This window comes from Ruegeria sp. HKCCD7628, from assembly GCF_057221005.1.
The window spans coordinates 148,320-172,051 of record NZ_JBWVBA010000007.1 but is presented as its reverse complement, the minus strand read 5'-3'; the positions used below and the strand labels follow the sequence as shown (position 1 = coordinate 172,051).

The following is a 23,732-nucleotide window of genomic DNA, read 5'->3' as shown; positions in this document are numbered from 1 at the left end:
CTGCCGGTCCGGGATTCTGATCAATCCGGGTCAGGTTAGCTGCGGCAGGGTTTACAGAGGGTTAGCGCCCAATCATTTCCGGTCGATCCTGCGGCCAAAAACAACGCTGGTATTGGTGCGCAGAACACCGGGGATTTTAGCCAATTCGTCAACCAGAATGTCCAGGTCCTCGATTCTGGGGGCTTCGGCGGACAGAAGCAGGTCAAACTCGCCATTGATTGAAAGACACCGCTTGACCTCGGGGTAAGCCTCAAGCCGTTTGATGATGCGGGTCGTCTCTTTCTGTTGGACTTCCAGCATCACCACGACCTGAACTCGCGGGGTGTCTTCAGCCTTGTTCAGCACAACGGAATACCCTGCAATGACTCCGCTTTCCTCCATCCGCCTGATCCGCTCATGCACGGTTGTGCGTGCCAACCCAAGTTTGGCTGCGATCTTGGTAGTTGATTCCCGCGCGTTGTGTTGCAGGGCGGCGATGATACGACGGTCCAGTTGATCCATAACGCCAAGGTGTAAGGCAGAGTGGGGTACAGCCTCAAGGCTTGGGCGCATCTTTACCTGCGGTCCCCTCGGGTGATTTTTCAGGCCACAGCACACTGACAATGACCAGACCAGCAAACGCAGCAATGGTCATCCAAGTCAGCGTCACTGCCGTGCCTTTCGTTGTCATTAGCCAACCGGCCAATGGATAAAGCATCAGCCAGCATAGATGTGACAGCGTAAACTGCGCGGCAAAAACGGCCGGGCGGTCTTCTGGTTTCGCGGATCGGGACAGTAAGCGCCCGGACGGTGTCAGGGTGGACGAATACCCAAACCCAACGCAGGCCCAGATCAAGGCGAGTGTAGGGAGTGTCATCGGGAAATTGGCAAACAGATAAGCAGCCATGGCCATGAAAATTGTGCCTGTGGTGGCCCCGAACAGCATAACCGAGCGGTCCCGAAACCTGTTCAGCAAAGATGGCAGAGTGATGGCTGCCAGCATTGATCCCCCTCCGAATCCGGCCAAAGCCAGTGCGACTGCGCTTTCCGGTAACCCCATATCGGTGCGCACGATGACGACAGTGTTCACGATGACCATCGCGCTGAGGGCGGCAGCGGTCCACGTCAGGGCCAGCAGCGCCCGCAGACGCGGAGTGTTCAGGTAGATACGAATGCCACGGGTTGTGCGGTCGTAAATCCCGCGGGGCCGTGTCGGCATGGGCGAAGGCAAGGCGACCGAAACGACCAGCAGAGCAGAAGCGACAAAGCCCAAGGCGGTGCCCCAGAACAGGTTGTCGAAGCTGACGATAGTCAGCAAAGCTGCAGCCAAGGATGGGCTCAGGACACTTTCCATATCATAGGCCAGCCGGGACAGCGAAAGGGCCTTGGTATAATCCTGTTCGTCGGTCAACACGTCGGGGATGGTGGCCTGAAAGGCTGGAGTGAAACCGGCAGACGCCGATTGCAGGATGAAGATCAGCACATAGACCTGCCAGACTTCGGTTACGAAGGGCAGGAACACCGCGACGGCTGCGCGCACGATATCCAGCACAACAAGCATTTTGCGCCGATCGACGCGCTCGGCAAATGCCGCAGCCAGTGGTGCTACGGTGACATAGGCTACCATTTTGATTGTCAAAACAGTTCCAAGCACCAATGCTGCAGCGTCTTGTGCGAGGTCATAGGCCAGCAAACCCAAGGCAATTGTTGCCAACCCGGTTCCGGTCAAGGCCGCGACCTGTGCGGCCAGCAAGTGGCGGTAGGTTCGGTTGCGCAGCACGCTCAGCATTTGCGGTACCTCGGGGTTTCCTAAGCGCGATATCAACGACACGGGGGTGGCCGCCATTTTCCAGCACTGGAACGCGAGGTCAAGAAACCCGCGCATATAGGCCGCGTTCCACGGATGGCGTTGAGTTTACGGATCAAACCGCCTATCTCGGAGGCGAAATCGCACAAAGGACAAGCTCGTTGGCCAACCATCTCTATAAAAACGACCTGCCGGACGGGTTGGACCTTGGCCCTGTCGTGGCCATCGACTGCGAAACCATGGGTCTGAACCCGCATCGGGATCGCCTGTGCGTGATCCAGATGTCGGGTGGCGATGGAAACAGCCACATCGTGCAAGTGGAAAAGGGTCAGACCAAAGCCCCGAACCTGTGTGCGATGCTTGAAAATCCCAATGTGTTGAAACTGTTCCACTTTGGCCGTTTTGACATCGCCGCGATGTACCATGCCTTTGGTGCCCTGGCCGCGCCGGTTTATTGCACCAAGATCGCCAGCCGTCTGGTGCGCACCTATACCGACCGTCACGGATTGAAAAACCTGTGTCAGGAGCTGATCGGCGTCGACATCTCGAAACAGCAACAAATGAGCGATTGGGGCGCCGAAACCCTGACCGACGCACAGTTGGAATATGCTGCCTCGGACGTTTTGTACCTGCACCGCCTGCGCGAGGCGCTGGACGAGCGGCTGGCCCGCGAAGGCCGAACGGAAATGGCTCAGGCCTGTTTTGACTTCTTGCCGATGCGTGCGAAACTTGACCTCGCCGGTTGGCCCGAAACGGATATTTTTGCGCACTCATGACCGATACCGAAGCTTTCCTGAGAACCGCCCGACAGGTCGTCACCGACGAAGCCCGCGCGCTTGACGTGCTGGCCGATAGCCTGAACGAAGATTTCGCCGAGGCCGTGCAGCTGATCCTGCAGGCGACGGGCCGTATCATCATCAGTGGCATCGGCAAATCGGGGCATATCGGCCATAAGATAGCGGCGACATTGGCGAGCACCGGAACACCCGCTTATTTTGTTCACCCGGCCGAGGCGAGTCATGGCGATCTGGGAATGGTGTCCAAAGGGGACGTTGTTCTTGCGATCTCGAATTCGGGCGAAGCGCCTGAACTGGCAAACCTTCTGGCTTTCACGCGCCGCTTTGGCATTCCGCTGATCGGCTTGTCCAGCAAACCCGAAAGCACGCTGATGAAACAAGCGGACGTGCATTTGCTGATCCCGTCGATGGGCGAGGCGTGCGGGTTTGGCATGGTGCCTTCCATCTCGACCACGCTGACGCTGGCGATGGGGGATGCGCTGGCGATTGCGCTGATGAAGTATCGAGATTTCAAGCCCGAGGACTTTCGCGCATTTCATCCCGGCGGCAAACTGGGTGCACGGCTTAGCACGGTGCGAGATTTGATGCACACGGGCAGTGCTTTACCGTTGTTGGCGTCAGACGTCGCGATGAGCGACGCGCTGATCGAAATCAGCCAAAAAGGCTTTGGCGTTGCCGGCGTGACAACGGCTGACGGGCAACTTGCCGGGATCATCACCGACGGGGACCTTCGTCGCCACATGGACGGTTTGCTGACCAAAACCGCAGTTCAGGTGATGACGGAAGACCCGACCACTATTGGCCCCGATGCGTTGGCAGAAGAGGCAGTGGCCATCATGAATGATCGTAAGATTACGTCCTTGTTCGTTGTCGAACCGGATGCGGACGGGCAGGCGCTGGGCCTGCTGCATATCCACGACTGCCTGCGCGTTGGACTGGGTTAAGAGGGCGCGACCGTGGACAGCCATTCACGCATGGTGCAATTCCTCAAGGTGCTGCTGCCGTTGGTGGCTATCGTGATGCTGTCCACCGTGTTCCTTCTGTCCCGCAGTATCGAAACCGACGTCAAAGTTCCCTTCACACAACGCGATATAGAAGAACGTCTGGCGGATCAGATCGTGACTCGGCCCAATTATCGCGGAACCACGCGCAAGGGCGAAGAAGTTCAGATTGAAGCAATCCAGGCCACACAAGGTACCGAGAACTCGGTCCCGACAGCATCCGAGTTCCGTGGGCGGCTGGGGCTGTCTAACGGGGGTATTATCACTCTGGATTCGAACTCGGGCATGATCCGTCCTGACAAGAACACTGCGACCTTCATCGGGGATGTGGTGATCACGACCACTGACGGAATCGAAGTGACCACGAATTTGCTGAACACCGCGCTGGACGAGATACGCGGCGACACTCCGGGTCAGGTCAATGGGACCGGGGTTATCGGAAATTTTTCAGCAGGTCGCATGACCTTTGGGACCGAAAAAAAGGACGGCCCGGTCCATATTATTTTTACAGACGGCGTGAAACTGATATACGAGCCGAAAAGAGCAGAAAGATAGCCTGTGTTCGATTTTCGAATTGCCCTTGTCGGAATTGCCTTGTTGAGCAGCACTTTTTCAGTGTCCGCTCAGGAAACACAAGTGGCGTTTGGCGCACAAAAAGCTGACCCCAGCCTGCCAGTCGAAGTCACGTCTGAGTCGTTGAACGTGAATCAGGAAGATGGCTCGGCCGAGTTCATTGGCAATGTAATTGTCGTTCAGGGTGAAATGCGCCTGACGGCCGAGCGCGTACTTGTCATCTACAATGCGGATCGGTCTGGCATCGAGCGTATGGAAGCGACCGAGGATGTGGTTCTGGTCAGCCCGCCAGATGCAGCTGAAGGGGATTGGGCCGAATATACCATCGATTCGGGTGTGATCGTCATGCGCGGCAACGTTCTGCTGACGCAGGGGCCAAGTACGATCAGCGGCGATCAGATGAACGCCAACCTGACGACAGGGACGGCGACCATGACGGGCAACGTTAAAACCATTCTGCAGCAGGGTGCCAACTGATGGCTGGACCGAACCTGAAACTGGCTCAGGGCAGTTCGGGGCTCAGGATCGAAAAGCTGCGGAAGTCTTATCGGAAAAAGACCGTCATCCGAGATGTGTCAATGACGTTGGACCGATCCGAAGTGGTCGCGTTGCTGGGGCCGAACGGGTCCGGCAAGACCACCACTTTCTATTCTGTTGCAGGGTTGGTTTTTCCCGAAGCTGGTCGCGTAACCATCGATGGGCAGGTGGTGACGACCCTTCCAATGTATCGCCGGGCGCGGCTTGGGATCGGATATTTGCCGCAAGAGATGTCGATTTTTCGCGGGATGAGCGTTGAAGACAATATCTCGGCTGTTCTGGATATCACGGTGGGGCACGCCCATCGCCGCAAAGAACGTCTGGAAGAGCTGCTGTCCGATTTCTCGATCGAGCATCTGCGCCGTGCGCCCGCGCTGGCCTTGTCGGGTGGTGAGCGCCGCCGGGTCGAGATTGCGCGTTGTCTGGCTGCCGATCCAAAGTACCTGTTGCTCGACGAACCTTTTGCCGGGGTCGACCCGATCAGCGTGGGTGACATCCGTCATCTGGTCGCTGATCTGAAAAAACGCGGGATCGGGGTTTTGATCACGGATCACAACGTGCGTGAAACGCTCGAGATCGTGGACCGCGCCTATATTTTGCATGACGGTCAGGTACTTATGTCCGGAACACCGGACGAAGTCGTTGAAAACGAAAACGTGCGGCGCGTCTACTTGGGCGAAAACTTCCGTATTTCATAGGTTTGCGCGGTATTGCGCCGAATGCATGGCGGAAATCTCGTATATACACGCCTGTTTTGATTGACTCTTCCGCCGTCTCTTGCCTCAATTGGGTCATGGCATTTTTTCGGTTCCAGTCTGGATCACGATGCCCCTTCTTGGAAGGGATCAAGTTCCGGCTACCGCGGAACATGCCGATACCCCCCACCCGATAAAAAGAAGCGCGCTGTGTTACGCTGCGTCAGAATGGGTGTGAATTGTGAAGGAGATCACATGCGTTACCAAATCAGCGGAAAACAGATCGACATCGGTGAAGCACTTCAGACCCATGTGCAGACCGAACTTGGCGAGGTTGTGGGCAAATACGCCCAGCGACCGACCGACGCCAATGTCGTCTTTTCCCGTTCTGCGCATGAATATGTGTGCGAGACCACCGTACATCTTTCCACCGGCCTGACGGCGCAGGCCAAAGCCCATGCTACCGAGATTTACGCGGCATTCGAGGGGTGCTGTGACAAGATGGAAACACAATTGCGCCGTTATAAACGCCGCCTAAAGGATCACCACAAGGATCGGGTCGAGCCGGTTGAACTCTTCGGAGCTTCCTCTTATATCCTCGCCTCTGACGAATCTGAGTCGGCAGATGAGCCAGAATCTCTGCAGCCGATGATCGTGGCTGAGATGGAAACCAAGATCCCATCGCTGAGTGTTGGTGAAGCCGTTATGCAGATGGAATTGGCTGGTGCCCCGGTGCTGGTGTTCCGGAATGAGAACAAGGATGGATTGAATGTCGTGTATCGTCGGGAAGACGGTAACATCGGCTGGATCGATCCATAACAGGCAAGATTAGAAAGGCGTGCCCCTGCATTGGCAGGGGCTTGCCATTGGAGCAAAATCATGGAGCTTTCGAGCATTCTGAAGCCCGAAGCAGTACGTGTATTGTCAGCCGCTTCCAGCAAGAAGCGGCTGTTTCAGGAAATTGGCGATGTTGCTGCGGCAACCTTGGGCCTGGACGAGCAAACTGTCGTTGATGGTCTGCTCGAACGTGAAAGCCTTGGGCCCACGGGTGTGGGCCATGGCGTTGCGCTTCCCCATGCGCGTCTGACTGAAATCGAACAGGTCGCTGGCGCGTTTGTCATGCTGGAAAAGCCCATCGATTTTGGCTCGGTTGATCGTCAGCCAGTCGATATCGCCTTCGCGCTTTTCGCACCGGAAGAAGCGGGTGTAGACCATCTGAAAGCGCTCGCGCTGGTGTCTCGTACCCTGCGTGACACAGCGGTTTGCGCCAAGCTGCGTGCCAACCCTGACCCGGTCAAGCTCTATGCGATCCTGACCGAGGCGCAATCGATGCAAGCGGCCTGATCCTGCGCTTGAAGCGTACTAACGAAAAAGCCCCCGATAATCGGGGGCTTTGTATTTCGAGGCTACGGCGGTGGTCAGCCGCCGGTTCCCATTTCCAACGTCCACCAGATTTTTCCACCCGATTCTTGATGCCAAGCAAATCCCATCTGCGTGGCTTTAGGATCCAGTATCACTGATCTTGGACCGGGTTCCTGCATCCAGGCAGCCAATGTCTCGGTTTCGGTTTCGAAGGTTTCCGAAATAGCTTCGCCCAGGAATGTGCCGAAATACCCAACGCGCGCGGCCCGATCTATTGGGGATGATCCATCGGACCCAAAATGCCATGGCCGGTTCTGGCGTGCCATATCCTTGGAATGTGTGGCAGCCGCAGCATTGAGCTGTGAATTCAGTTGCACAGGCTGCAGACCCGAAGCTTGCCGCAGTGCGTTAACCGAATCAAGCATGCGGAACTGCAGCTTTTCGGGATTGCCGCGAATCTTGTAAACAGTGGGCAGCGGACGGCCATCCGCACCAATCGTCGTGGTTGAGCTTGGGGTGCAAGCCGCCACTGCAGCAAAACATAAGAACAGAAGTGTAATAATACGCGTCATGGTCGACCTGATTTTTGTGTCATCTTACGCAATAGCGCGACCAACGGGCTTGGGCAAACCTGCAATGGCTGATTCCCGCGTGATTTTGCCGGTTTGATTTGCGATTGACGTATTCAGGCAATAAAATGCGTCAAATTCCTTTTCTGGTTTAGCAAAGGACCGTCACAAATGGTCAAGAAACTCATTCCTTCCTCGCGCCGCGGATTTCTGGTCGGTGCGTCAGCCTTTCTGTCTACTCCGGCGATTGCTCAGTACATTCCGGGCGATCCTCTGCGTCCGGCACCCGAACCCGAACCGCAGGTGCGGCGAAACATTTCGGGTTTCCGTGCTTTGGACTGGCAGCCCTATTTTGACAACACGCGCAATGGCGCAATCCTGGTCGATACCGTTTCACGGGCACTGCATTATTGGTCAGACGACCAAAGCGTGTATAAACTCTACCCATCATCGGTTCCGCTGACCGAAGAACTCACGCGTCGCGGTCGCACAAGCGTCATTCGCAAGGTCGAAGGGCCCAGCTGGGCGCCGACACCTTCGATGAAGAAGCGAAACCCCGAATGGCCGGACTATATCCCGCCGGGTCCAGATAACCCGTTGGGAACGCACGCTTTGTATCTAAGCTGGAAGTACTACCGAATCCACGGAACCCACGATACGCGCAAAATAGGGCGTCGGTCTTCGAACGGATGCATCGGTCTTTTCAACGAAGATATCGCCGAGCTGTTTTCGATGGCGAAGGTTGGCACTCAAGTGTTGCTAATTTGACGACAAAACCGCGCATGAAGTCGCTTGCGAAGCAACTTCCATTTGCATTCCAGTTGGATAGCTGGTTAGAAAAAAACACGAGGTAAGTCTTGGGTGTGCGGTTTCGCTATCTGAAACCGTGCTTATTCTGGAGGTTAATATGAAGAAACTCGTTCTCGCCGCTGCACTGACTGCTGCTGCTTCGACCGCTTATGCTGGCAACCTGGAAGAGCCGGTTGTTGAAGCACCTGTTGTTGTCGAAGAAACTCAGGGTTCGTCGCAGGGCATCATCCTGCCGCTGATCCTGCTGGTTGTTGTTGCAGCAGCTGTTGCAGCAAGCTAATTCGATACGAATTATCCAAGAAAAAGGCGGTGGAGAAATCCATCGCCTTTTTTGTGTCTGTTCGCCGGTCCTGACAGAGCTGGTCAGTCCAGCCAGCCTTTCAAATTGTCCTCGATTACTTTGCCCAAAGCAGCAATGTGCGAATCGTCGTCGTTGAGGCAGGGAATATAGGTAAAGCTCTCGCCGCCGGCCTCTTCAAAGCTTTCCTTGATCTCTTCGTTGATTTCTTCCAGCGTCTCGATGCAATCGGCCGAAAACGCAGGCGCGATCACCGCGATATTCTTTTTCCCCTGACGCGCCAGTTCTGCCACGTGATCGACCGTGTAAGGCTTCAGCCATTCCTCGGGGCCGAATCGCGACTGGAAGGTTGAGACAAGCTGATCATCCGCCCAACCCAGCCGTTCTTTCAGAAGGCGAGAGGTTTTTGCACATTGGCAGTGATAGGGATCGCCCTGCTGCAGATAGCGGTCCGGCATTCCGTGATAGGAGCAGACCAGAATGTCGGGCTTGGTCTCCATCGCGGCGTAGGCCTGTTCCACCGACCCGGCCAAAGCGTCGATATAGGCAGGTTCGTCGAAATAAGCCGGAACCGTGCGGCTGGAGGGTTGCCAAGCCTCCTCCATCAGGGCGCGGAAGAACTGGTCATTGGCAGTAGCCGTCGTTGCGCCTGCATATTGCGGGTAGAGCGGGAAGAACAGGATGCGATCACAACCCGCGGCCACCATCTCGCGCACTTTGGATTTGGTTGAGGGGTTGCCGTAGCGCATACAGAAATCGACCATCACCTGATCGCCATAGCGCGCCTGCATCGCATCGCGCATCTTGGCGGTTTGGTCCTTTGTGATCGTCATCAGCGGGCTTTCGCCCTTGTCGTGGTTCCAGATCGACTTGTACGCCTCGCCCGAGCTGAAGGGCCGTTTGGTCAGAATGATCCCCTGCAGGATCGGCTGCCATTTCCATTTCGGATAGTCGATGACGCGCTGATCCGACAAGAACTCGTTCAGGTAACGGCGCATGGGCCAATAGGTATAGTCGTCCGGCGTGCCCAGATTGGCCAGCAGAATGCCGACGCGGCCCATTTTCACCTTCGGGTGGTCGGCAGGGGCATGGGCGGGGCGAGTGGCGTCAAACATGAGGGGCTTCCTGAATTTCTTTGTACCGGGCTGAGATAAACGGATTTGTCCAGTCGTCAATCGGTCAGTTTGCCCTCTTTTGTGCCCAGCGCTTCAGCAAGGCGGGTTTGGGCCGATCCAGGGCGCAGGGGCTTTTGCTGACTGTCATCAGGGGACCAGCCGGTCAGGCAGATCAGTTCATAGGTGGTGTTCAGCCGCCCTTCGGGCGTTGCAAAGTGATCGGCGTATATCTGCTGGGCGCGGTCAAAGATCTGCCGCCGAGTGGGGCGTTTGATGCGATCGGTTAGGCTGTTGGTTTCACCCATGGCGCGCAAGTCCTGCATTAGGTGCCGCAGGTCGCGGTATTCCGCCGTCAGTCGCGCCGTATCTGCCACCGGCAAGGCCAGCCCGGCCCGTTGCAGCAAGCCGCCCAGATCACGCAGTTCGCCCATCGGTGCGATGCGTGGGCTGAGTCCGCCAGAGATTTCGATCTCGGCCTGACCCAATGCTGCGCGAAGTTCGTGCAGGGTTTCTCCGCCCAGACAGACCACCAGCAACAGCCCGTCAGGCTGCAGGGCCCGGTGGCATTGAATGAGTTGGCCGACAGGGTCGTTGGCCCAGTGCAGCGCCAACGCGTGGATCACCAGATCATGCGCGCCAGGGGTCAGGTTCAGCACCTCATCATCCGCCACGATCTGCGCTTTTGGCATCACATCTCGCCAGACATGGGCGAAGGGCGTCACCACAGCCGGAGCCGTAAAGGTTTTGTTAACCATGCTGAGTCGATCCTGAACCTCGTCCACGGCGGCGCGGTGCAAGAACAGCGCCTCGTCCCGCGCGCGGGCGCGATGCAGGGTCAGGGCCTTGCGGTCGAACAGAAAGGGTGCGTTGGAAGCAGGCAGTTTCATAGGGCGCAAGTATCGCATCTGGCCGCGGATTCAAACCGCCCTTCAGATGATCTATCCACCCCGCTGCATAGGGTGTGGAGAGCTGACCGAGTCCGATTTCGGCCTCTGCGGCCCCTGTTGGCGCGACACGCCCTTTATCGGAGGGGTGGTCTGCGAAAGCTGCGGAATGCCCCTGCCTGGTGAGGCAGATGGCCACCGTATTGAATGCGACGACTGTATGAAAACGCCCCGACCATGGCAGGACGGACACTCGGCGCTGTTGTATGATGGTAAGGCACGGGGGCTGATCCTTGCGTTGAAACATGGCGACAGGCCGGACTTGGCACGTCCGGCGGCGCGGTGGATGGCGCAGGCGGGTCGAGATTTGTTCCGCGACGATATGTTGCTGGCCCCGGTACCTCTGCATTGGTCCCGATTGTTGAAACGGCGCTATAACCAGTCGGCCCTGCTGGCGCAGCATCTGGGGTGGCACACGGGGCTTGAGGTCTGCCCTGACCTGCTGATCCGATGCATCAAAACCCCGGTTCTGGATGGAAAAACCGCCGCGCAGCGGGCCGAGACGCTGGAAAACGCTATTGCGCCGCATCCCAAACGCTTAAACCGGATGCACGGGCGGGATGTGCTGTTGATGGATGACGTGATGACCTCGGGCGCGACGCTGGCGGCTTGTGCGCGAGTCTGTCTTGCGTCGGGCGCAAATCATATTTTCGTGTTGACCCTAGCGCGCGTTGCCAAGGATACCTAATTCGCGCAGGATTACGCGAAACCCGAAGGGACGACTTATGAAACCGGTTGAGATTTACACATCGCCTCTGTGCGGCTTCTGTCACGCCGCCAAACGCCTGCTGAAACAGAAAGGCGTCGAGTTCAAAGAGGTCGACGTTCTGATGCACCCCAAGCGCAAGCCCGAGATGATCAAACGTGCGGGCGGCAAACGCACCGTGCCGCAAATCTTCATAGGCACCCAGCACGTGGGTGGCTGCGATGACCTGTACGAGCTGGACCGTCAGGGCAAGCTGGACCGTCTGCTGGCGGCATGAAGACTGCGCTGCTGCAGATCACCTCGTCGGATGATCCGTCTTATAATCTGAACATGGTGCGCGCCCTGATGGCCGAGGCTGCCGGGCAGGGCGCGCAGTTCATTCTGACGCCCGAGGTGACGAATTGTGTGTCTAATTCCACCACGCGCCAGCGCGAGGTTCTGCAGCACGAGGAAGACGACCAGACGCTGGCGGGCCTGCGCGATCAGGCCGCCGCGCTGGGTGTTTGGCTGCTGATCGGCTCGCTTGGGATCAAGACGCATGACGCCGATGGGCGCTTTGCCAACCGTTCCTACATGATCGACCCGCAGGGGCAGATCGTGGCGCGCTATGACAAGATCCATATGTTCGACGTGCAGGTCTCAGACTCCGAGACCTTCCGCGAATCGAAAAACTACCGACCCGGCGACCGGGCGGTGATTGCTGACACTGATTTCGGCAAGGTCGGCATGGCCATCTGCTACGACATACGCTTTCCGCATCTGTTTGCCGCCTTGGCGCAGGGCGGGGCGCGGATTCTGACCGTTCCGGCGGCATTTTCGCCGGTCACCGGCAAGGCGCACTGGGAATCGCTTCTGCGCGCACGGGCGATTGAAAACGGAGCCTGGGTACTGGCCCCGGCGCAAACCGGCGCGCATCCGAAAACCCGTGGCAAGACCCGCCACACCCACGGTCACAGCATGGTTGTGGCCCCATGGGGAGAGGTCGTCATCGACGCAGGCACCGATCCGGGCATTCACATTTTCGATTTGGATGATAGTTCTGTGACAGAGGCGCGCCGCCGCGTGCCCTCATTGACGCACCTGCGGGCTTTTGACGGCCCCTGATCCAGAGCCGGACCCAATGACGGACGACACCAATGCCCTTGCGGTCACGCTGTTCAGCGAGATCCTGACCGCCGACCAGCTATTGCGCAACCGACTAAGCCGGGTGCTGCCCAAGGGCATGGAAATCTCGCATTTCTCGGTGCTGAACCATCTGGTGTTTGTCGGCGATGAACGCACCCCGGCGCAACTGGCCAGCACCTTCCACGTGACGCGTGGGGCGATGACCAACACTTTGGCCAAGCTGGAATGGGCCGGATACATCCACATCCGTCCCGACTGGGACGACGCCCGCCGCAAGATGGTCGCCATCAGCCCAGCCGGTCGCCGCGCCCGCGATCAGGCGATTTCCTCGATTGCGCCGCTGATCAACCGCGTGGTCGGAGAGTTAGGGTTGGAGCGGGTGCGCAGCACGTTGCCCGTGCTGCGGGATTTGAGGTTGCAGTTGGAGGGGGAGTAGCCTCACCCTGGCTTCACACTCGCCGTCACATAATTCACGCTTAGATCGCGGTCCGAGATCGACCAGCTCCACAGGATCGGGTTGAAGACGAACCCCTTGCGGTCCACTGGCTCCAGCCCGGCTTGGCGCAGCAGGTCGAACAGCTCATCGGGGGTGATGAACTTGTTCCACTCATGCGTGCCGCGCGGCAGCCAGCGCATGACGACTTCGGCCCCGAAGATGGCCATCGCATAGGATTTTGGGTTGCGGTTTATGGTCGAACATACCTGCAACCCGCCGGGTATCAGCAACTGTTGTGTTGCGGTGAGATAACCCAGAGGGTCGGCCACGTGTTCGACCACCTCCATATTCAGCACCACGTCGAATTGCTCGCCCGCGGCGGCCATGTCCTCGGCGGTGGTGTGGCGATAATCGATCTCAAGCCCCGACTGCTCGGCATGAATGCGGGCGACGGGTAGATTGCGCTCGGCGGCGTCTGCGCCCACGACCGTCGCGCCCAGACGCGCCATCGGTTCGCTCAACAGCCCGCCGCCGCAGCCGATATCCAGCAGGCGCAGGCCCTCGAAAGGTTTCGCAGCCGTCATGTCACGGTCAAATTCACCGGCAATCTGCTGTGTGATATAGTCCAGACGGCACGGATTGAGCATGTGCAAGGGTTTGAATTTCCCATGGGGGTCCCACCATTCTGCGGCCATCGCCTCGAATTTTGCGATCTCGGACGGGTCCACCGTGTTCGGATGCGCTTGCATTCCTGTCTCCGTGTGCTCTTTTACGTTTAAAGACTATATAGGGCCCTAATGGATAAGTACCCGGACCAAAAGCGCGCAGTTCAATATCTGTACCCGCCGATCGACCCGTTCGATCAGCGGATGGTCGATGTGGGCGACGGGCACCGTATTTATATGGAGCAATGCGGCAATCCCGAAGGGCTGCCAGTTGTGATCCTGCATGGCGGCCCCGGTGGCGGGTGTAGCCCGGCGATGCGGCGCTATTTCGATCCGCGTGTGTTTCGGGTGATTCTGTTTGATCAGCGCGGGTGCGGGCGGTCGCGGCCGCATGCCTCGGTGGTGGACAACACGACGTGGGATCTGGTGGATGACATCGAGCGTCTGCGGACGTTGCTGGATATCGACGACTGGACGGTGTTTGGCGGCAGCTGGGGCGCGACGCTGGCGTTGGTCTATGCGCAGGCGCATCCGGACCGGGTGAACCGGCTGGTGCTGCGCGGTGTGTTTCTGGCGACGCAGGCCGAGCTGGATTGGTTCTATGGCGGCGGCGCGGGCAAGTTCTGGCCCGAGCAATGGGCGAAATTCACCGCTCTGCTGACCGAGGATGAGCTGTCGGACACCATAGGTGCCTATCACAAACGCCTGTTCTCGGGCGATCGTGCGACGGAAATCCTGTATGCGCGGGCATGGTCGGCGTGGGAAAATGCGCTGGCGTCGATTCATTCGCACGGGTCCACCGGCGAAAGCCCCGGAGAATACGCGCGCGCCTTTGCGCGGCTTGAGAATCACTATTTCACCCATGGGGCTTTCCTTGAGAAAGATGGGCAGATTCTGGATCAGATGGACCGGATCGCCCATATCCCCGGCCATATTGTGCAGGGGCGCTATGACATGATCTGCCCGCCGCAGGCCGCGTGGTCTTTGGCCGAGCGTTGGCCAAATGCCGAGCTGAAGATGGTGCGTCAGGCAGGTCATGCCCTGTCCGAGCCCGGCATCAGCGCCGAGCTGGTGCGGATCATGGACCGTGTGGCGGAGGGGATCGCATGACCCGGATGGACCGTCGTGCTTTATTCGCCTCGGGTGCTGCGGCGGCATTGCTGGCGGCCACGGGGGCCTCGCTGGCGGATACGCCCAAAAAGGGCGGAACGCTGCGACTTGCCGTACCGCGCGATGACAGTCTGGAACAGGTGGCGCGCGGGGCTGTCTTTGATACCCTGACCGAGATCGCGCCCGATGGCACCCTGCGGGGTGAATTGGCGACCGGGTGGCACACGGATGCGGATGCGCGGGTCTGGAGCTTTGACCTGCGCGATGATGTGGCATTTCATGACGGTGCGGCGCTGAATGTGGCGGATGTGGTGTCGGTGCTGCAACAGGTCGGACGGGCTGAAGCTCTGACGCCGGAATCGGTGCGGCTGGAGCTGGCCGAGGCCAATCCCGGCTTGCCTTTCCTGTTGGCCGATACGCGGTTCGTCATCACGCGCGATGGCCAGGGCGTGACGCCCTTGCACACCGCCAATGGCACCGGATGCTACCGGGTGGAACGGGCCGAGGATGATCGGCATTTTCTTGGCCGCCGGGTGTCGGATCACTACAAGGACGGACAGGCCGGTTGGGCCGATGCGCTTGAGGTTATTGTGATCCCTGACGCCAAAGTTCGGGCCGAGGCGTTGCGTGACGGTTATGTGGACGTGGCGGCGCTGCCCGACAGCGATGGCCTGAAGGATCAGCGCGGCCTGCGGTACCACCCCAGTCAGGACGACATGGCGCTGGCCGTGGCCGGACAGGTGGGAATGCCGCGCCAGATCGGGGGGCGTGCGCTGGACGATGGGCGCATTGCAGAACGGTGGTGGCTGGCCTGACCTGATCACGTTTCACGCCGGGGGTTGCAGACTCGGCAACTCCTGCGTATATGCAGTTGCAACAGCGGCGCGTTGGACTTCTGGTCCAAGGCTCCACCGGAAAATACGACGGGCCGCGCGCCCGTTTTTTTGTGCCCGATTGAAGGGTAGAGACCTGAATGACAAACGACCTGATAGCCAAAGCAGCCATCGACCGGCGACTGGCCGAGATCATCACCCCCGTGATCGAGGATCTGGGGTATGAGCTTGTCCGTATCCGCCTGATGAGCGGCAAGACCACCACGCTGCAGATCATGGCCGATAAGCCCGATGGCGGCATCGAAGTGGATGACTGCGCCGAGATTTCCAACGCCGTCAGCGCTTCGCTGGATGTCGAGGACCCGATTCTGGACGCCTATACGCTTGAGGTGTCGAGCCCCGGTATCGACCGGCCTCTGACCCGTCTCAAGGATTTTGAGATGTTCGAAGGCTATGAGGCCAAGATCGAAACCGCCGAGCTGATCGACGGCCGTCGCCGCTTTAAGGGCGAATTGGCCGGGATCGAAGGGGATGAGGTTCTGATCAACATCCCCGAAGGGTCTGAGACGATCACAATCGGTCTGCAATTCGACTGGTTGAGCGACGCCAAGCTGGTTTTGACCGATGACCTGATCAAGGAAATGCTGCGCCAGCGCAAAGACGCCGGTGCCCTGAACGAAAACGCTTTCGACGAGATTGAGACCGAAGGGTCCGAAGAGGAGACGAACTGATGGCAATCACCTCAGCCAACCAGCTGGAGCTGCTGCAGACCGCCGAGGCCGTGGCCCGCGAAAAGATGATCGACCCCGGTCTGGTTGTCGAAGCGATGGAAGAATCGCTCGCCCGTGCCGCCAAGAGCCGCTACGGCGCCGAGATGGACATCCGCGTGTCCATCGACCGCAAGACCGGCAAGGCGACCTTTACCCGCGTCCGCACCGTGGTTGAGGATGAAGAGCTGGAAAACTATCAGGCCGAGTTCACCGTCGAACAAGCCAAGCAGTACATGGAAAACCCCGAGGTTGGTGACGTCTTCGTCGAAGAAGTTCCCCCGGTTGAAATGGGCCGTATCGCGGCGCAATCCGCCAAACAGGTGATTCTGCAGAAGGTCCGCGAAGCGGAACGTGATCGCCAGTACGAAGAGTTCAAGGATCGCGCAGGCACCATCATCAACGGTGCGGTCAAGCGCGAAGAATTTGGCAATGTCATCGTCGATCTAGGCGGTGCCGAGGCTGTTCTGCGCCGCAATGACAAGATCGGCCGCGAAAGCTATCGCCCCAACGACCGCGTGCGCGCCTACATCAAAGAGGTTCGCCGCGAGGTTCGTGGCCACCAGATCTTCCTGTCGCGCACTGCGCCGGAATTCATGGCCGAGCTGTTCAAGATGGAAGTGCCGGAAATTTATGACGGCATCATCGAGGTTAAGGCCGTGGCCCGCGACCCCGGTTCGCGCGCCAAGATCGCTGTGATCTCGTACGACGGTTCGATTGATCCCGTCGGTGCCTGCGTTGGTATGCGCGGCAGCCGCGTGCAGGCCGTTGTGAACGAGCTGCAGGGTGAAAAGATCGACATCATCCCGTGGAACGAAGATCAGCCGACCTTCCTTGTGAACGCGCTTCAGCCTGCCGAAGTTTCTAAGGTGGTTCTGGACGAAGAAGCCGGTAAAATCGAAGTTGTGGTGCCTGAGGAGCAGCTCTCGCTGGCAATCGGCCGCCGCGGACAGAACGTGCGTCTGGCCAGCCAGCTGACCAATCTGGACATCGACATCATGACCGAGGCCGAGGAATCGGCACGTCGCCAGAAGGAATTCGAAGCCCGCACCCAGCTGTTCATGGAGACGCTGGATCTGGATGAATTCTTCGCGCAATTGCTGGTTTCCGAAGGCTTTACGAACCTTGAAGAGGTCGCCTATGTCGAGATCGACGAGCTGCTGGTGATCGACGGCGTCGATGAAGGCACCGCGCAGGAATTGCAGACCCGCGCGCGTGAATTCCTGGAAGCACAGGCCAAGGCGGCCCTGGATGCCGCCCGCGCGCTTGGCGCTGAGGACAGCCTTATTGAATTCGAAGGCCTCACACCCCAGATGGTAGAGGCGCTGGCCAAGGATGACGTGAAGACGCTGGAAGACTTCGCCACCTGCGCCGACTGGGAACTGGCCGGTGGCTGGACCACAGTCGACGGCGAGCGCATCAAGGATGATGGTGTACTTGAGCCTTTCGGCGTGACGCTGGAAGAGGCACAGGATTTGGTCATGACGGCACGCATCATGCTGGGCTGGGTTGATCCGGCCGAGCTGGAGCAGGCGGACGAAGAAGCCGAAGTCGAAGAGGAGGCCGAGGCCTGATCTCAGGGCCTCGGGGTTGCTGACATGGGTCGCGGTGGCGTCCATAAGGATCGGTCGGACGGACCCGAACGCAAGTGCATCGCCACGGGCGAGGTTCAGCCCAAATATGGGCTGATCCGCTTTGTAATGGGTCCGGACGGTCAGGTCTTTCCCGATGTTGCGGCGAAATTGCCGGGGCGCGGGGTCTATGTGGCGGCGGATCGCGCCGCGCTGGACGAGGCCGTTGGCAAAAAGCTGTTCTCGCGCGGGTTCAAGACGCAGGCGACTGCGCAAACGGACCTGGCGGATGAGGTTGAAAAGCAAGTCGCGCGGCGGGTGATCGAGTTGATTAGCCTGGCGCGCAAGTCCGGTGACGCGGTCGCTGGGTATGAAAAGGTCAAGACGTGGCTGGACCGGGAAGAGGCTCAGGTACTGATTCAGGCCAGCGATGGATCGGGGCGCGGCAAGTCGAAACTCAGCACGCCGCACTTCGGAAAATACATCGGATGGCTGACAGCGGACGAGTTGGGGGCGGCATTTGGGCGCCAAACCGTGATTCATGCGGCGCTGGCCTCTGGCGGACTCGCCAAACGTGTTGTAGAGGAAGCGCAGCGCCTGCGTGGCTTGCGCGAAACGGATGACGGCGGCAAGGGCCGCACGGAAGGGTAAGAAGCTTTATGAGCGATAGTGACGGCAAAAAGACATTGGGTCTTCGTGGCGGGGCACGCCCCGGAAATGTGAAACAGAGTTTCAGCCACGGACGCACCAAGAATGTCGTGGTGGAAACCAAACGCAAACGCGTGGTGGTCCCCAAGCCGGGTGCCGGAAAGCCGGGTGGCGGAGCAACGCCCTCGGGCGATCCGTCGCGCCGTCCTGCCGGGATCTCCGACGCCGAAATGGCACGCCGGATGAAGGCGCTGCAGGCCGCCAAGGCGCGCGAGGCCGAAGAGGCCGCCGCCCGCGAGGCTGCTGAAAGAGCGCGTGAAGAAGAACGCGCCCGTCGCCGTGCCGAGCAGGAAGCCAAGGAACGCGAACAGCGCGAGGCCGAAGAGAAAGCCCGCGCCAAGGCCGAAGAGGAAGAGCGCAAGCGCAAAGAGGCAGAAGAAGCTGCCAAACGCGCGGCTGCCGCCCCGGCCCCGGAAGAGCCTAAAGCGGCCCGCAGCCCGGCCAGCAAGCCTGCGCCTGCGGCTGCTCCGCGCAAGCAGGACCGCGAGCGTGATCAGCGTGGTCGTGGCAAAGGCCGCGACGACAACCGCCGTTCGGGCAAGCTGACGCTGGGTCAGGCCACTGGTGGCGAGGGCAACCGCCAACGCTCGATGGCTGCGATGAAGCGCAAGCAAGAGCGCGCGCGTCAGAAAGCCATGGGTGGTTCGGTTGAACGTGAAAAGGTGATCCGCGACGTTCAGTTGCCCGAGGCGATCATGGTCTCGGAACTGGCCAACCGTATGGCCGAGCGTGTGGCTGACGTTGTCAAATCGCTGATGCAGATGGGCATGATGGTCACGCAGAACCAGACCATCGACGCTGACACTGCGGAACTGATCATCGAAGAATTTGGCCACAAGGTCACACGTGTTTCGGACTCAGACGTGGAAGACGTCATCAAAGAGGTCGAAGACAGCGAAGACGATCTGCAGCCGCGTCCGCCGGTCATCACCATCATGGGTCACGTTGACCACGGTAAGACCTCGCTGTTGGACGCAATCCGCGACGCGCGCGTTGTTGCCGGTGAGGCCGGGGGCATCACCCAGCATATCGGCGCCTATCAGGTGAAAACCGAAGGCGGCACCACGCTGACCTTCCTGGACACTCCGGGCCACGCGGCGTTTACGTCGATGCGCTCGCGCGGTGCTCAGGTCACGGATATCGTGGTTCTGGTGGTTGCGGCGGATGACGCCGTGATGCCCCAGACGATCGAGGCGATCAACCACGCCAAAGCGGCCGGCGTGCCGATGATCGTGGCGATCAACAAGGTCGACAAGCCAGATGCGAATCCGGACAAGGTGCGTACCGATCTGCTGCAGCATGAAGTGATCGTCGAGAAAATGTCCGGTGAGGTTCAGGACGTTGAAGTCTCTGCTATCACCGGTCAGGGTCTGGATGAGCTGCTGGAGGCCATCGCGCTGCAATCCGAGATTCTGGAACTGAAAGCCAACCCCGACCGCGCCGCCCAAGGTGCCGTGATCGAGGCGCAGCTGGATGTGGGCCGTGGCCCCGTCGCCACCGTTCTGGTTCAGACCGGCACGCTGCGTCAGGGCGATATCTTCGTTGTGGGTGAGCAATACGGTAAGGTCCGTGCGCTGATCAACGACAAGGGCGACCGCGTGAAGGAAGCTGGCCCCTCGGTTCCGGTCGAGGTGCTGGGTCTGAACGGCACACCCGAAGCGGGCGACGTTTTGAACGTGACCGAGACCGAAGCACAGGCCCGTGAGATCGCCGAATACCGCGAACAGGCCGCCAAGGACAAACGTGCTGCCGCTGGCGCCGCAACGACCCTTGAACAGCTGATGCAGAAGGCCAAGGAAGACGAGAACGTCAACGAACTGCCAATTCTGATGAAAGCAGACGTTCAGGGCTCGGCTGAGGCCATCGTTCAGGCGATGGAGAAAATCGGCAACGATGAGGTGCGCGTGCGCGTGCTGCATTCGGGCGTTGGTGCGATTACCGAGACTGATGTCGGCCTTGCCGAAGCATCCGGTGCACCTATCCTCGGCTTCAACGTCCGTGCGAACGCCTCGGCGCGGAACACTGCGAACCAGAAGGGTGTGGAAATCCGCTATTACTCGGTGATCTATGACCTCGTGGATGACGTGAAAGCGGCAGCCTCGGGGCTGCTGAGCGCCGAGATCCGCGAAAAGTTCATCGGTTACGCCGAGATCCGCGAAGTCTTCAAGGTCACCGGCGTCGGCAAGGTTGCTGGCTGTCTGGTCACCGAGGGTGTGGCCCGTCGTTCCGCGGGCGTCCGCCTGCTGCGCGACAACGTGGTGATCCACGAAGGCACACTGAAGACGCTCAAGCGCTTCAAAGACGAAGTGGCCGAGGTTCAGTCGGGTCAGGAATGCGGTATGGCGTTCGAAAACTACGACGATATCCGCGCGGGCGACGTGATCGAAATCTTCGAGCGCGAAGAGGTCACGCGGACGCTGGATTGATCCGCTACGGTAAAGAAATCAGAAAACAGCGGTCCTTTGGGACCGCTGTTTTTCTTTTGGGGGTTGCAGCGAAGAAATTCGGGGCTTTCTGGGTACATTTAATGCACTCAAGCAAAGCATCCTTGCTCTTGTTCCAATCAACACTCACCTGAATTCGACAGGGCGAGGCGTAGTTGTCCTAAACATATAGACACTGGATGCCTGGGTCTGATTTGTTACGCGTAAAGACCGAGAACGTGCAACTGCTATCGGCCGGGAAGAGATCGGTTGACGTCTTTGGTTTAATATAACTCGGAGATTCAATTGATGCGTTTTCTTGCGGTATTCCTCTTCTTCATCGCGCTGTCCGTTGGGCCGTCTGCTGCGCACGAACGGTTTGCTTTGGTGATCGGCAATGCCGGTTACACAAGTGTCCCGGCACTTGATAATCCTGTGAACGATGCGCGCCTGATGAGCGATGAGTTACGGCGCGCAGGATTTGAGGTCACGACGCTGACGGATGTGAGCCTTGATGAGATGACGGGTGAAGTTGATACTTTTGCCAGCAAGGTACGTGCGGCGGGTTCCGAGGCGCTGGCTGTATTCTACTTCGCGGGGCACGGCGTACGCAGTGATGGTTTCAACTACCTTCTTCCCCTTGATGTAAACATTCAGTCCGAGGCCGACATTGCAGGCCAAGCTGTTCCGGCAGAATGGGTTCTGGACCGCATTCATACACCACAGGCGGTTAGCGTTATGATTTTGGATGCCTGTCGCGACAATCCATTTGGTGGCCAAGCGGACGTGAATCTGGATGTGGGTGACGGGCTTGCACGTATGACTGCGCGCACCAACAATCTGATCGCGTATGCGACAGGGCCCGGCGAAGTTGCCTTGGACGGGACCGGAACAAACAGCCCTTACACCGCCGCGATTGCGCGTGCCATCAGAACCTCGGGCCGGCCTTTGGAACAGATGTTCGAAGAGGTGCGCACGGATGTGATAAGTGAAACGGATGGCATCCAGACCCCTTGGGCACGGTCGTCGTTGAATATAACGATCGGTATGAAAGACCCAACAGCGTCGCAATAGGGAAAACAGCCGTGATCAGCACGTCAGGGCTAGGCAGATAGTTACCGAATTTATCCCAAACCCCGACCGTATCCCTAACGCGGTGCTGCCAAGAACGTTGCCGGATGCATGATGATGTCAAAATGCTGCACCCCATTTTGCAGATCGAAACTGACCGAATGCCCGGCCTTTCGAAGCAACTCGGCATAGTCTCGGCTTTGACGGATGAATTCGGGTGTGTCGCGCTCACCCACGGTCACGCGATAGCGGGGGCCTGGGGCCGGGAGGTGTCGGATGGGCGACAGGTCGTGCACCTCAACTGGTGTCAGTTGTAAGGGTTCGTTCACAGGCGTTAGACTGATCGGTTCCAGATCATAGACGCCGCTGATCAGGATCACGTCGCGCACCCGCAGCCCCGCGAGGGCCAGCGCATCGGCTGAGGTCGCCATGACCATACTCGCCAGTTGCGCCCCTGCACTGTGGCCGGACAGGGTGACTCGTGACGGATCAAACCCCAAGTCAGGCGCGTTGGCGGCTAACCAAAGCAGGGCGTTTCGGCACTCGTCGATCATGTCACCGATCCGCGCATCTGGGGCCAGTGTGTAATTGAGAGTCGCAAAGGAGTACTCGGCTTCAACCAACGCAGGGGCCATCATTGCCGATTCGCGCTGACTTAGGGCTTGCCAATATCCTCCGTGGATGAACACATGCAGTGGCGCACCTGCGCCTTTCGCGGGGAAGAAATCCAGAACCTGTGCGGTACTGTCCCCGTATGAAACGTTGCCGATCACATCCATCTGCGCCCGGTACTGCGCACTGAGCGCGGCGTAACTGTTCAGATAGGGTGTCAAGTCGCCGCCGATCATCGACCGGGGAGAGTATTCCTGATCCAACTCGGCTTGGGTGAAACCTCGGTACAGCATGGGCTACTCCTGATCCGCATACATCAATTCGGTGCGCACATCGTAGAGATCATGAAAGAACCGCAAATCCAAGGCTTTGCGCAGGAAGGACACGCCGCTGGACCCGCCAGTGCCGGGTTGGTTTCCAATTACACGCTCGACCGCGGTGACATGGTCGAAGCGCCAGCGTTGGAACAGCGATTCCACATCCATCAGTTTTTCGGCCAGCGCATACAGATCCCAGTGCTTGTCCGTGTTGCGGAACACTTGCACCCACAGTTTCACAACACGCGGATCACCTGAATAGGGCTGCGCATAGTCGCGGTTCAGCAGGTCATCGGGAACATCAAATCCCTGCCGCGCCATCATCTGCAGCACTTCGTCATAGAGCGAAGGTTTGGTCAGCGCGGCGGTCAGCATCTGCATCACTTCGGGGTCATGTGCGTGCACTTTCAGGGTCGCGGCGTCCTTGTTGCCCAGAATGAACTCGATCTGGCGGTAGCCATAGCTTTGGAACCCCGATGAGCTGCCAAGGGCCTGCCGGAAGGTCATGTAATCGGCCGGGGTCATGGTCAGCAAGGTTTCCCACGCGGCGATCAACTGCCGCTGGATTGCCTTCACCCGGTCAAGGTTTTTCATTGCCGGGCCGAAGTCGTCCTGTTGCAGAAAGTGGCGCACCTCGACCAGTTGGTGGTGCATCAGCTTCAGCCACAACTCGCTGACCTGATGGATGATGATGAAAAGCATCTCATCGGGTTGGGCCGGGTCTTGAAAGGTTTTCTGCAGGTTCAACAGCGTCTTGAGCTGAAGGAAGTCACCATAGCTCTTGCGGTGCGTCTGGGTGAAATCGGTCACAAGGGATGCTTCGATCCCACGTTCCAGATATCTGTCAGTCTTGTCGCTCATGACGCCCCCTTGATGCGGTATTTCGCACCTGTCTAAGGCG

The 23,732-nt window shown here is 58.8% G+C and carries 28 protein-coding genes; 20 read left to right on the top strand and 8 right to left on the bottom strand.

Translation table 11 applies throughout. The features are described 5' to 3' along the window. Positions 1 to 72: 72 nt before the first annotated feature. Positions 73 to 552 carry an Lrp/AsnC family transcriptional regulator gene (locus tag AC2TAD_RS15430; RefSeq protein ID WP_480846856.1) on the bottom strand — a complete coding sequence of 160 codons (480 nt, stop codon included), beginning with the start codon at positions 550 to 552 and terminating at the stop codon, positions 73 to 75. Next, complete coding sequence (locus AC2TAD_RS15425) at positions 536 to 1,768, bottom strand: MFS transporter (protein WP_480868777.1); 1,233 nt, start codon at positions 1,766 to 1,768, stop codon at positions 536 to 538. Before AC2TAD_RS15425 ends, AC2TAD_RS15430 begins: the two co-directional genes overlap by 17 nt. A 179-nt stretch (positions 1,769 to 1,947) precedes the next feature. Between AC2TAD_RS15425 and AC2TAD_RS15420 the strand changes: the two genes are divergently transcribed. From AC2TAD_RS15420 to AC2TAD_RS15390, 7 genes are all read left to right on the top strand, one after another. Further along, positions 1,948 to 2,562, top strand: coding sequence for a ribonuclease D (locus tag AC2TAD_RS15420; RefSeq protein WP_480868706.1), 615 nt, complete (start codon positions 1,948 to 1,950; stop codon positions 2,560 to 2,562). Next, a complete protein-coding gene (locus AC2TAD_RS15415) occupies positions 2,559 to 3,527 on the top strand; it encodes a KpsF/GutQ family sugar-phosphate isomerase (RefSeq protein WP_480868704.1) in 969 nt (322 codons plus the stop codon). The genes AC2TAD_RS15420 and AC2TAD_RS15415 overlap by 4 nt, the downstream gene beginning before the upstream one ends. Before the next feature lie 12 nt (positions 3,528 to 3,539). Further along, a complete protein-coding gene (gene lptC / locus AC2TAD_RS15410) occupies positions 3,540 to 4,139 on the top strand; it encodes an LPS export ABC transporter periplasmic protein LptC (RefSeq protein ID WP_170353775.1) in 600 nt (199 codons plus the stop codon). 42 nt (positions 4,140 to 4,181) lie between these two features. Further along, positions 4,182 to 4,634 (top strand): LptA/OstA family protein, encoded by a 453-nt coding sequence (locus AC2TAD_RS15405; RefSeq protein ID WP_480868702.1) that lies wholly within the window; start codon positions 4,182 to 4,184, stop codon positions 4,632 to 4,634. Continuing rightward, complete coding sequence (lptB, locus tag AC2TAD_RS15400; protein WP_170755376.1) at positions 4,634 to 5,392, top strand: LPS export ABC transporter ATP-binding protein; 759 nt, start codon at positions 4,634 to 4,636, stop codon at positions 5,390 to 5,392. Before AC2TAD_RS15405 ends, lptB begins: the two co-directional genes overlap by 1 nt. Positions 5,393 to 5,644: 252 nt before the next feature. Further along, complete coding sequence (gene hpf, locus AC2TAD_RS15395; protein WP_170353773.1) at positions 5,645 to 6,208, top strand: ribosome hibernation-promoting factor, HPF/YfiA family; 564 nt, start codon at positions 5,645 to 5,647, stop codon at positions 6,206 to 6,208. Between the two features lie 60 nt (positions 6,209 to 6,268). Beyond that, complete coding sequence (locus AC2TAD_RS15390) at positions 6,269 to 6,733, top strand: PTS sugar transporter subunit IIA (RefSeq protein ID WP_170353772.1); 465 nt, start codon at positions 6,269 to 6,271, stop codon at positions 6,731 to 6,733. Between the two features lie 74 nt (positions 6,734 to 6,807). Here the strand turns inward: AC2TAD_RS15390 and dalA are convergent, their stop codons facing one another. After that, a complete protein-coding gene (dalA, locus tag AC2TAD_RS15385) occupies positions 6,808 to 7,323 on the bottom strand; it encodes a divisome-associated lipoprotein DalA (protein WP_170755377.1) in 516 nt (171 codons plus the stop codon). A 168-nt stretch (positions 7,324 to 7,491) separates the two neighbouring features. On the opposite strand from dalA, the gene AC2TAD_RS15380 reads away from it, so the two are divergent. Both AC2TAD_RS15380 and AC2TAD_RS15375 read left to right on the top strand, forming a co-directional pair. After that, on the top strand, positions 7,492 to 8,088 hold the full coding sequence (locus AC2TAD_RS15380; protein WP_170353770.1) for a L,D-transpeptidase: 597 nt from the start codon (positions 7,492 to 7,494) through the stop codon (positions 8,086 to 8,088). A 139-nt stretch (positions 8,089 to 8,227) separates the two neighbouring features. Further along, complete coding sequence (locus tag AC2TAD_RS15375; protein WP_010442520.1) at positions 8,228 to 8,410, top strand: hypothetical protein; 183 nt, start codon at positions 8,228 to 8,230, stop codon at positions 8,408 to 8,410. An 83-nt stretch (positions 8,411 to 8,493) separates the two neighbouring features. Here AC2TAD_RS15375 and hemH read toward each other — a convergent pair whose 3' ends face one another. Together hemH and AC2TAD_RS15365 are read right to left on the bottom strand one after the other, a co-directional pair. Beyond that, complete coding sequence (gene hemH, locus AC2TAD_RS15370) at positions 8,494 to 9,543, bottom strand: ferrochelatase (RefSeq protein ID WP_170755379.1); 1,050 nt, start codon at positions 9,541 to 9,543, stop codon at positions 8,494 to 8,496. 56 nt (positions 9,544 to 9,599) lie between these two features. After that, the gene (locus AC2TAD_RS15365; RefSeq protein WP_480868699.1) at positions 9,600 to 10,430 is read right to left on the bottom strand and encodes a methyltransferase domain-containing protein; all 831 of its coding nucleotides are present in this window, start codon (positions 10,428 to 10,430) and stop codon (positions 9,600 to 9,602) included. A 46-nt stretch (positions 10,431 to 10,476) separates the two neighbouring features. On the opposite strand from AC2TAD_RS15365, the gene AC2TAD_RS15360 reads away from it, so the two are divergent. The 4 genes from AC2TAD_RS15360 to AC2TAD_RS15345 are packed head-to-tail and all read left to right on the top strand — an operon-like array spanning position 10,477 to position 12,754. Further along, complete coding sequence (locus tag AC2TAD_RS15360; RefSeq protein WP_480868697.1) at positions 10,477 to 11,175, top strand: ComF family protein; 699 nt, start codon at positions 10,477 to 10,479, stop codon at positions 11,173 to 11,175. Between the two features lie 37 nt (positions 11,176 to 11,212). Further along, complete coding sequence (gene grxC / locus AC2TAD_RS15355) at positions 11,213 to 11,470, top strand: glutaredoxin 3 (RefSeq protein ID WP_170353766.1); 258 nt, start codon at positions 11,213 to 11,215, stop codon at positions 11,468 to 11,470. Then, positions 11,467 to 12,297, top strand: a complete 831-nt coding sequence (locus tag AC2TAD_RS15350) for a carbon-nitrogen hydrolase family protein (protein WP_480868695.1) — start codon at positions 11,467 to 11,469, stop codon at positions 12,295 to 12,297. The genes grxC and AC2TAD_RS15350 overlap by 4 nt, the downstream gene beginning before the upstream one ends. Positions 12,298 to 12,313: 16 nt before the next feature. Then, on the top strand, positions 12,314 to 12,754 hold the full coding sequence (locus AC2TAD_RS15345; protein ID WP_170353764.1) for a MarR family winged helix-turn-helix transcriptional regulator: 441 nt from the start codon (positions 12,314 to 12,316) through the stop codon (positions 12,752 to 12,754). Positions 12,755 to 12,756: 2 nt separating this feature from the next. On the opposite strand, the gene ubiG is transcribed toward AC2TAD_RS15345, so the two are convergent. Continuing rightward, positions 12,757 to 13,503, bottom strand: a complete 747-nt coding sequence (gene ubiG / locus AC2TAD_RS15340; protein WP_480868694.1) for a bifunctional 2-polyprenyl-6-hydroxyphenol methylase/3-demethylubiquinol 3-O-methyltransferase UbiG — start codon at positions 13,501 to 13,503, stop codon at positions 12,757 to 12,759. 48 nt (positions 13,504 to 13,551) lie between these two features. On the opposite strand from ubiG, the gene pip reads away from it, so the two are divergent. The 7 genes from pip (at position 13,552) to AC2TAD_RS15305 (ending at position 21,905) form a co-directional block, all read left to right on the top strand. Beyond that, positions 13,552 to 14,529: a prolyl aminopeptidase gene (pip, locus tag AC2TAD_RS15335; RefSeq protein WP_170755384.1), complete on the top strand. Its 978-nt coding sequence runs from the start codon at positions 13,552 to 13,554 to the stop codon at positions 14,527 to 14,529. After that, positions 14,526 to 15,344 (top strand): ABC transporter substrate-binding protein, encoded by an 819-nt coding sequence (locus AC2TAD_RS15330; RefSeq protein ID WP_480868693.1) that lies wholly within the window; start codon positions 14,526 to 14,528, stop codon positions 15,342 to 15,344. The genes pip and AC2TAD_RS15330 overlap by 4 nt, the downstream gene beginning before the upstream one ends. Positions 15,345 to 15,502: 158 nt before the next feature. Beyond that, positions 15,503 to 16,093, top strand: coding sequence for a ribosome maturation factor RimP (rimP, locus tag AC2TAD_RS15325; RefSeq protein ID WP_170353760.1), 591 nt, complete (start codon positions 15,503 to 15,505; stop codon positions 16,091 to 16,093). Then, positions 16,093 to 17,703 carry a transcription termination factor NusA gene (nusA, locus tag AC2TAD_RS15320; RefSeq protein WP_170755387.1) on the top strand — a complete coding sequence of 537 codons (1,611 nt, stop codon included), beginning with the start codon at positions 16,093 to 16,095 and terminating at the stop codon, positions 17,701 to 17,703. The genes rimP and nusA overlap by 1 nt, the downstream gene beginning before the upstream one ends. Before the next feature lie 24 nt (positions 17,704 to 17,727). Further along, a complete protein-coding gene (locus tag AC2TAD_RS15315) occupies positions 17,728 to 18,351 on the top strand; it encodes an RNA-binding protein (protein ID WP_480868691.1) in 624 nt (207 codons plus the stop codon). Positions 18,352 to 18,359: 8 nt separating this feature from the next. Beyond that, on the top strand, positions 18,360 to 20,834 hold the full coding sequence (gene infB / locus AC2TAD_RS15310; protein ID WP_170353757.1) for a translation initiation factor IF-2: 2,475 nt from the start codon (positions 18,360 to 18,362) through the stop codon (positions 20,832 to 20,834). Positions 20,835 to 21,140: 306 nt separating this feature from the next. Beyond that, entirely contained in the window at positions 21,141 to 21,905 is a 765-nt protein-coding gene (locus tag AC2TAD_RS15305) for a caspase family protein (protein WP_480868689.1), read from the top strand. A gap of 74 nt (positions 21,906 to 21,979) precedes the next feature. Here the strand turns inward: AC2TAD_RS15305 and AC2TAD_RS15300 are convergent, their stop codons facing one another. Both AC2TAD_RS15300 and AC2TAD_RS15295 read right to left on the bottom strand, forming a co-directional pair. Beyond that, entirely contained in the window at positions 21,980 to 22,807 is an 828-nt protein-coding gene (locus AC2TAD_RS15300; protein WP_480868687.1) for an alpha/beta hydrolase, read from the bottom strand. Between the two features lie 3 nt (positions 22,808 to 22,810). Beyond that, entirely contained in the window at positions 22,811 to 23,692 is an 882-nt protein-coding gene (locus tag AC2TAD_RS15295; RefSeq protein ID WP_170353754.1) for a tryptophan 2,3-dioxygenase, read from the bottom strand. Positions 23,693 to 23,732: the final 40 nt, after the last annotated feature.

Bases quoted from the DNA above. Each gene is read 5' to 3' on its own strand.
- AC2TAD_RS15350 (WP_480868695.1), top strand. From the start codon at position 11,467: ATGAAGACTGCGCTGCTGCAGATCACCTCGTCGGATGATCCGTCTTAT.
- AC2TAD_RS15425 (WP_480868777.1), bottom strand. From the start codon at position 1,768: ATGCTGAGCGTGCTGCGCAACCGAACCTACCGCCACTTGCTGGCCGCA.
- AC2TAD_RS15415 (WP_480868704.1), top strand. From the start codon at position 2,559: ATGACCGATACCGAAGCTTTCCTGAGAACCGCCCGACAGGTCGTCACC.
- AC2TAD_RS15365 (WP_480868699.1), bottom strand. From the start codon at position 10,430: ATGAAACTGCCTGCTTCCAACGCACCCTTTCTGTTCGACCGCAAGGCC.
- ubiG (WP_480868694.1), bottom strand. From the start codon at position 13,503: ATGCAAGCGCATCCGAACACGGTGGACCCGTCCGAGATCGCAAAATTC.
- hpf (WP_170353773.1), top strand. From the start codon at position 5,645: ATGCGTTACCAAATCAGCGGAAAACAGATCGACATCGGTGAAGCACTT.
- nusA (WP_170755387.1), top strand. From the start codon at position 16,093: ATGGCAATCACCTCAGCCAACCAGCTGGAGCTGCTGCAGACCGCCGAG.
- AC2TAD_RS15300 (WP_480868687.1), bottom strand. From the start codon at position 22,807: ATGCTGTACCGAGGTTTCACCCAAGCCGAGTTGGATCAGGAATACTCT.
- AC2TAD_RS15380 (WP_170353770.1), top strand. From the start codon at position 7,492: ATGGTCAAGAAACTCATTCCTTCCTCGCGCCGCGGATTTCTGGTCGGT.
- dalA (WP_170755377.1), bottom strand. From the start codon at position 7,323: ATGACGCGTATTATTACACTTCTGTTCTTATGTTTTGCTGCAGTGGCG.
- AC2TAD_RS15360 (WP_480868697.1), top strand. From the start codon at position 10,477: ATGATCTATCCACCCCGCTGCATAGGGTGTGGAGAGCTGACCGAGTCC.
- AC2TAD_RS15345 (WP_170353764.1), top strand. From the start codon at position 12,314: ATGACGGACGACACCAATGCCCTTGCGGTCACGCTGTTCAGCGAGATC.
- rimP (WP_170353760.1), top strand. From the start codon at position 15,503: ATGACAAACGACCTGATAGCCAAAGCAGCCATCGACCGGCGACTGGCC.
- infB (WP_170353757.1), top strand. From the start codon at position 18,360: ATGAGCGATAGTGACGGCAAAAAGACATTGGGTCTTCGTGGCGGGGCA.
- hemH (WP_170755379.1), bottom strand. From the start codon at position 9,543: ATGTTTGACGCCACTCGCCCCGCCCATGCCCCTGCCGACCACCCGAAG.
- AC2TAD_RS15430 (WP_480846856.1), bottom strand. From the start codon at position 552: ATGCGCCCAAGCCTTGAGGCTGTACCCCACTCTGCCTTACACCTTGGC.
- AC2TAD_RS15295 (WP_170353754.1), bottom strand. From the start codon at position 23,692: ATGAGCGACAAGACTGACAGATATCTGGAACGTGGGATCGAAGCATCC.
- AC2TAD_RS15305 (WP_480868689.1), top strand. From the start codon at position 21,141: ATGCGTTTTCTTGCGGTATTCCTCTTCTTCATCGCGCTGTCCGTTGGG.
- AC2TAD_RS15315 (WP_480868691.1), top strand. From the start codon at position 17,728: ATGGGTCGCGGTGGCGTCCATAAGGATCGGTCGGACGGACCCGAACGC.
- grxC (WP_170353766.1), top strand. From the start codon at position 11,213: ATGAAACCGGTTGAGATTTACACATCGCCTCTGTGCGGCTTCTGTCAC.
- AC2TAD_RS15390 (WP_170353772.1), top strand. From the start codon at position 6,269: ATGGAGCTTTCGAGCATTCTGAAGCCCGAAGCAGTACGTGTATTGTCA.
- pip (WP_170755384.1), top strand. From the start codon at position 13,552: ATGGATAAGTACCCGGACCAAAAGCGCGCAGTTCAATATCTGTACCCG.
- lptB (WP_170755376.1), top strand. From the start codon at position 4,634: ATGGCTGGACCGAACCTGAAACTGGCTCAGGGCAGTTCGGGGCTCAGG.
- AC2TAD_RS15330 (WP_480868693.1), top strand. From the start codon at position 14,526: ATGACCCGGATGGACCGTCGTGCTTTATTCGCCTCGGGTGCTGCGGCG.
- AC2TAD_RS15375 (WP_010442520.1), top strand. From the start codon at position 8,228: ATGAAGAAACTCGTTCTCGCCGCTGCACTGACTGCTGCTGCTTCGACC.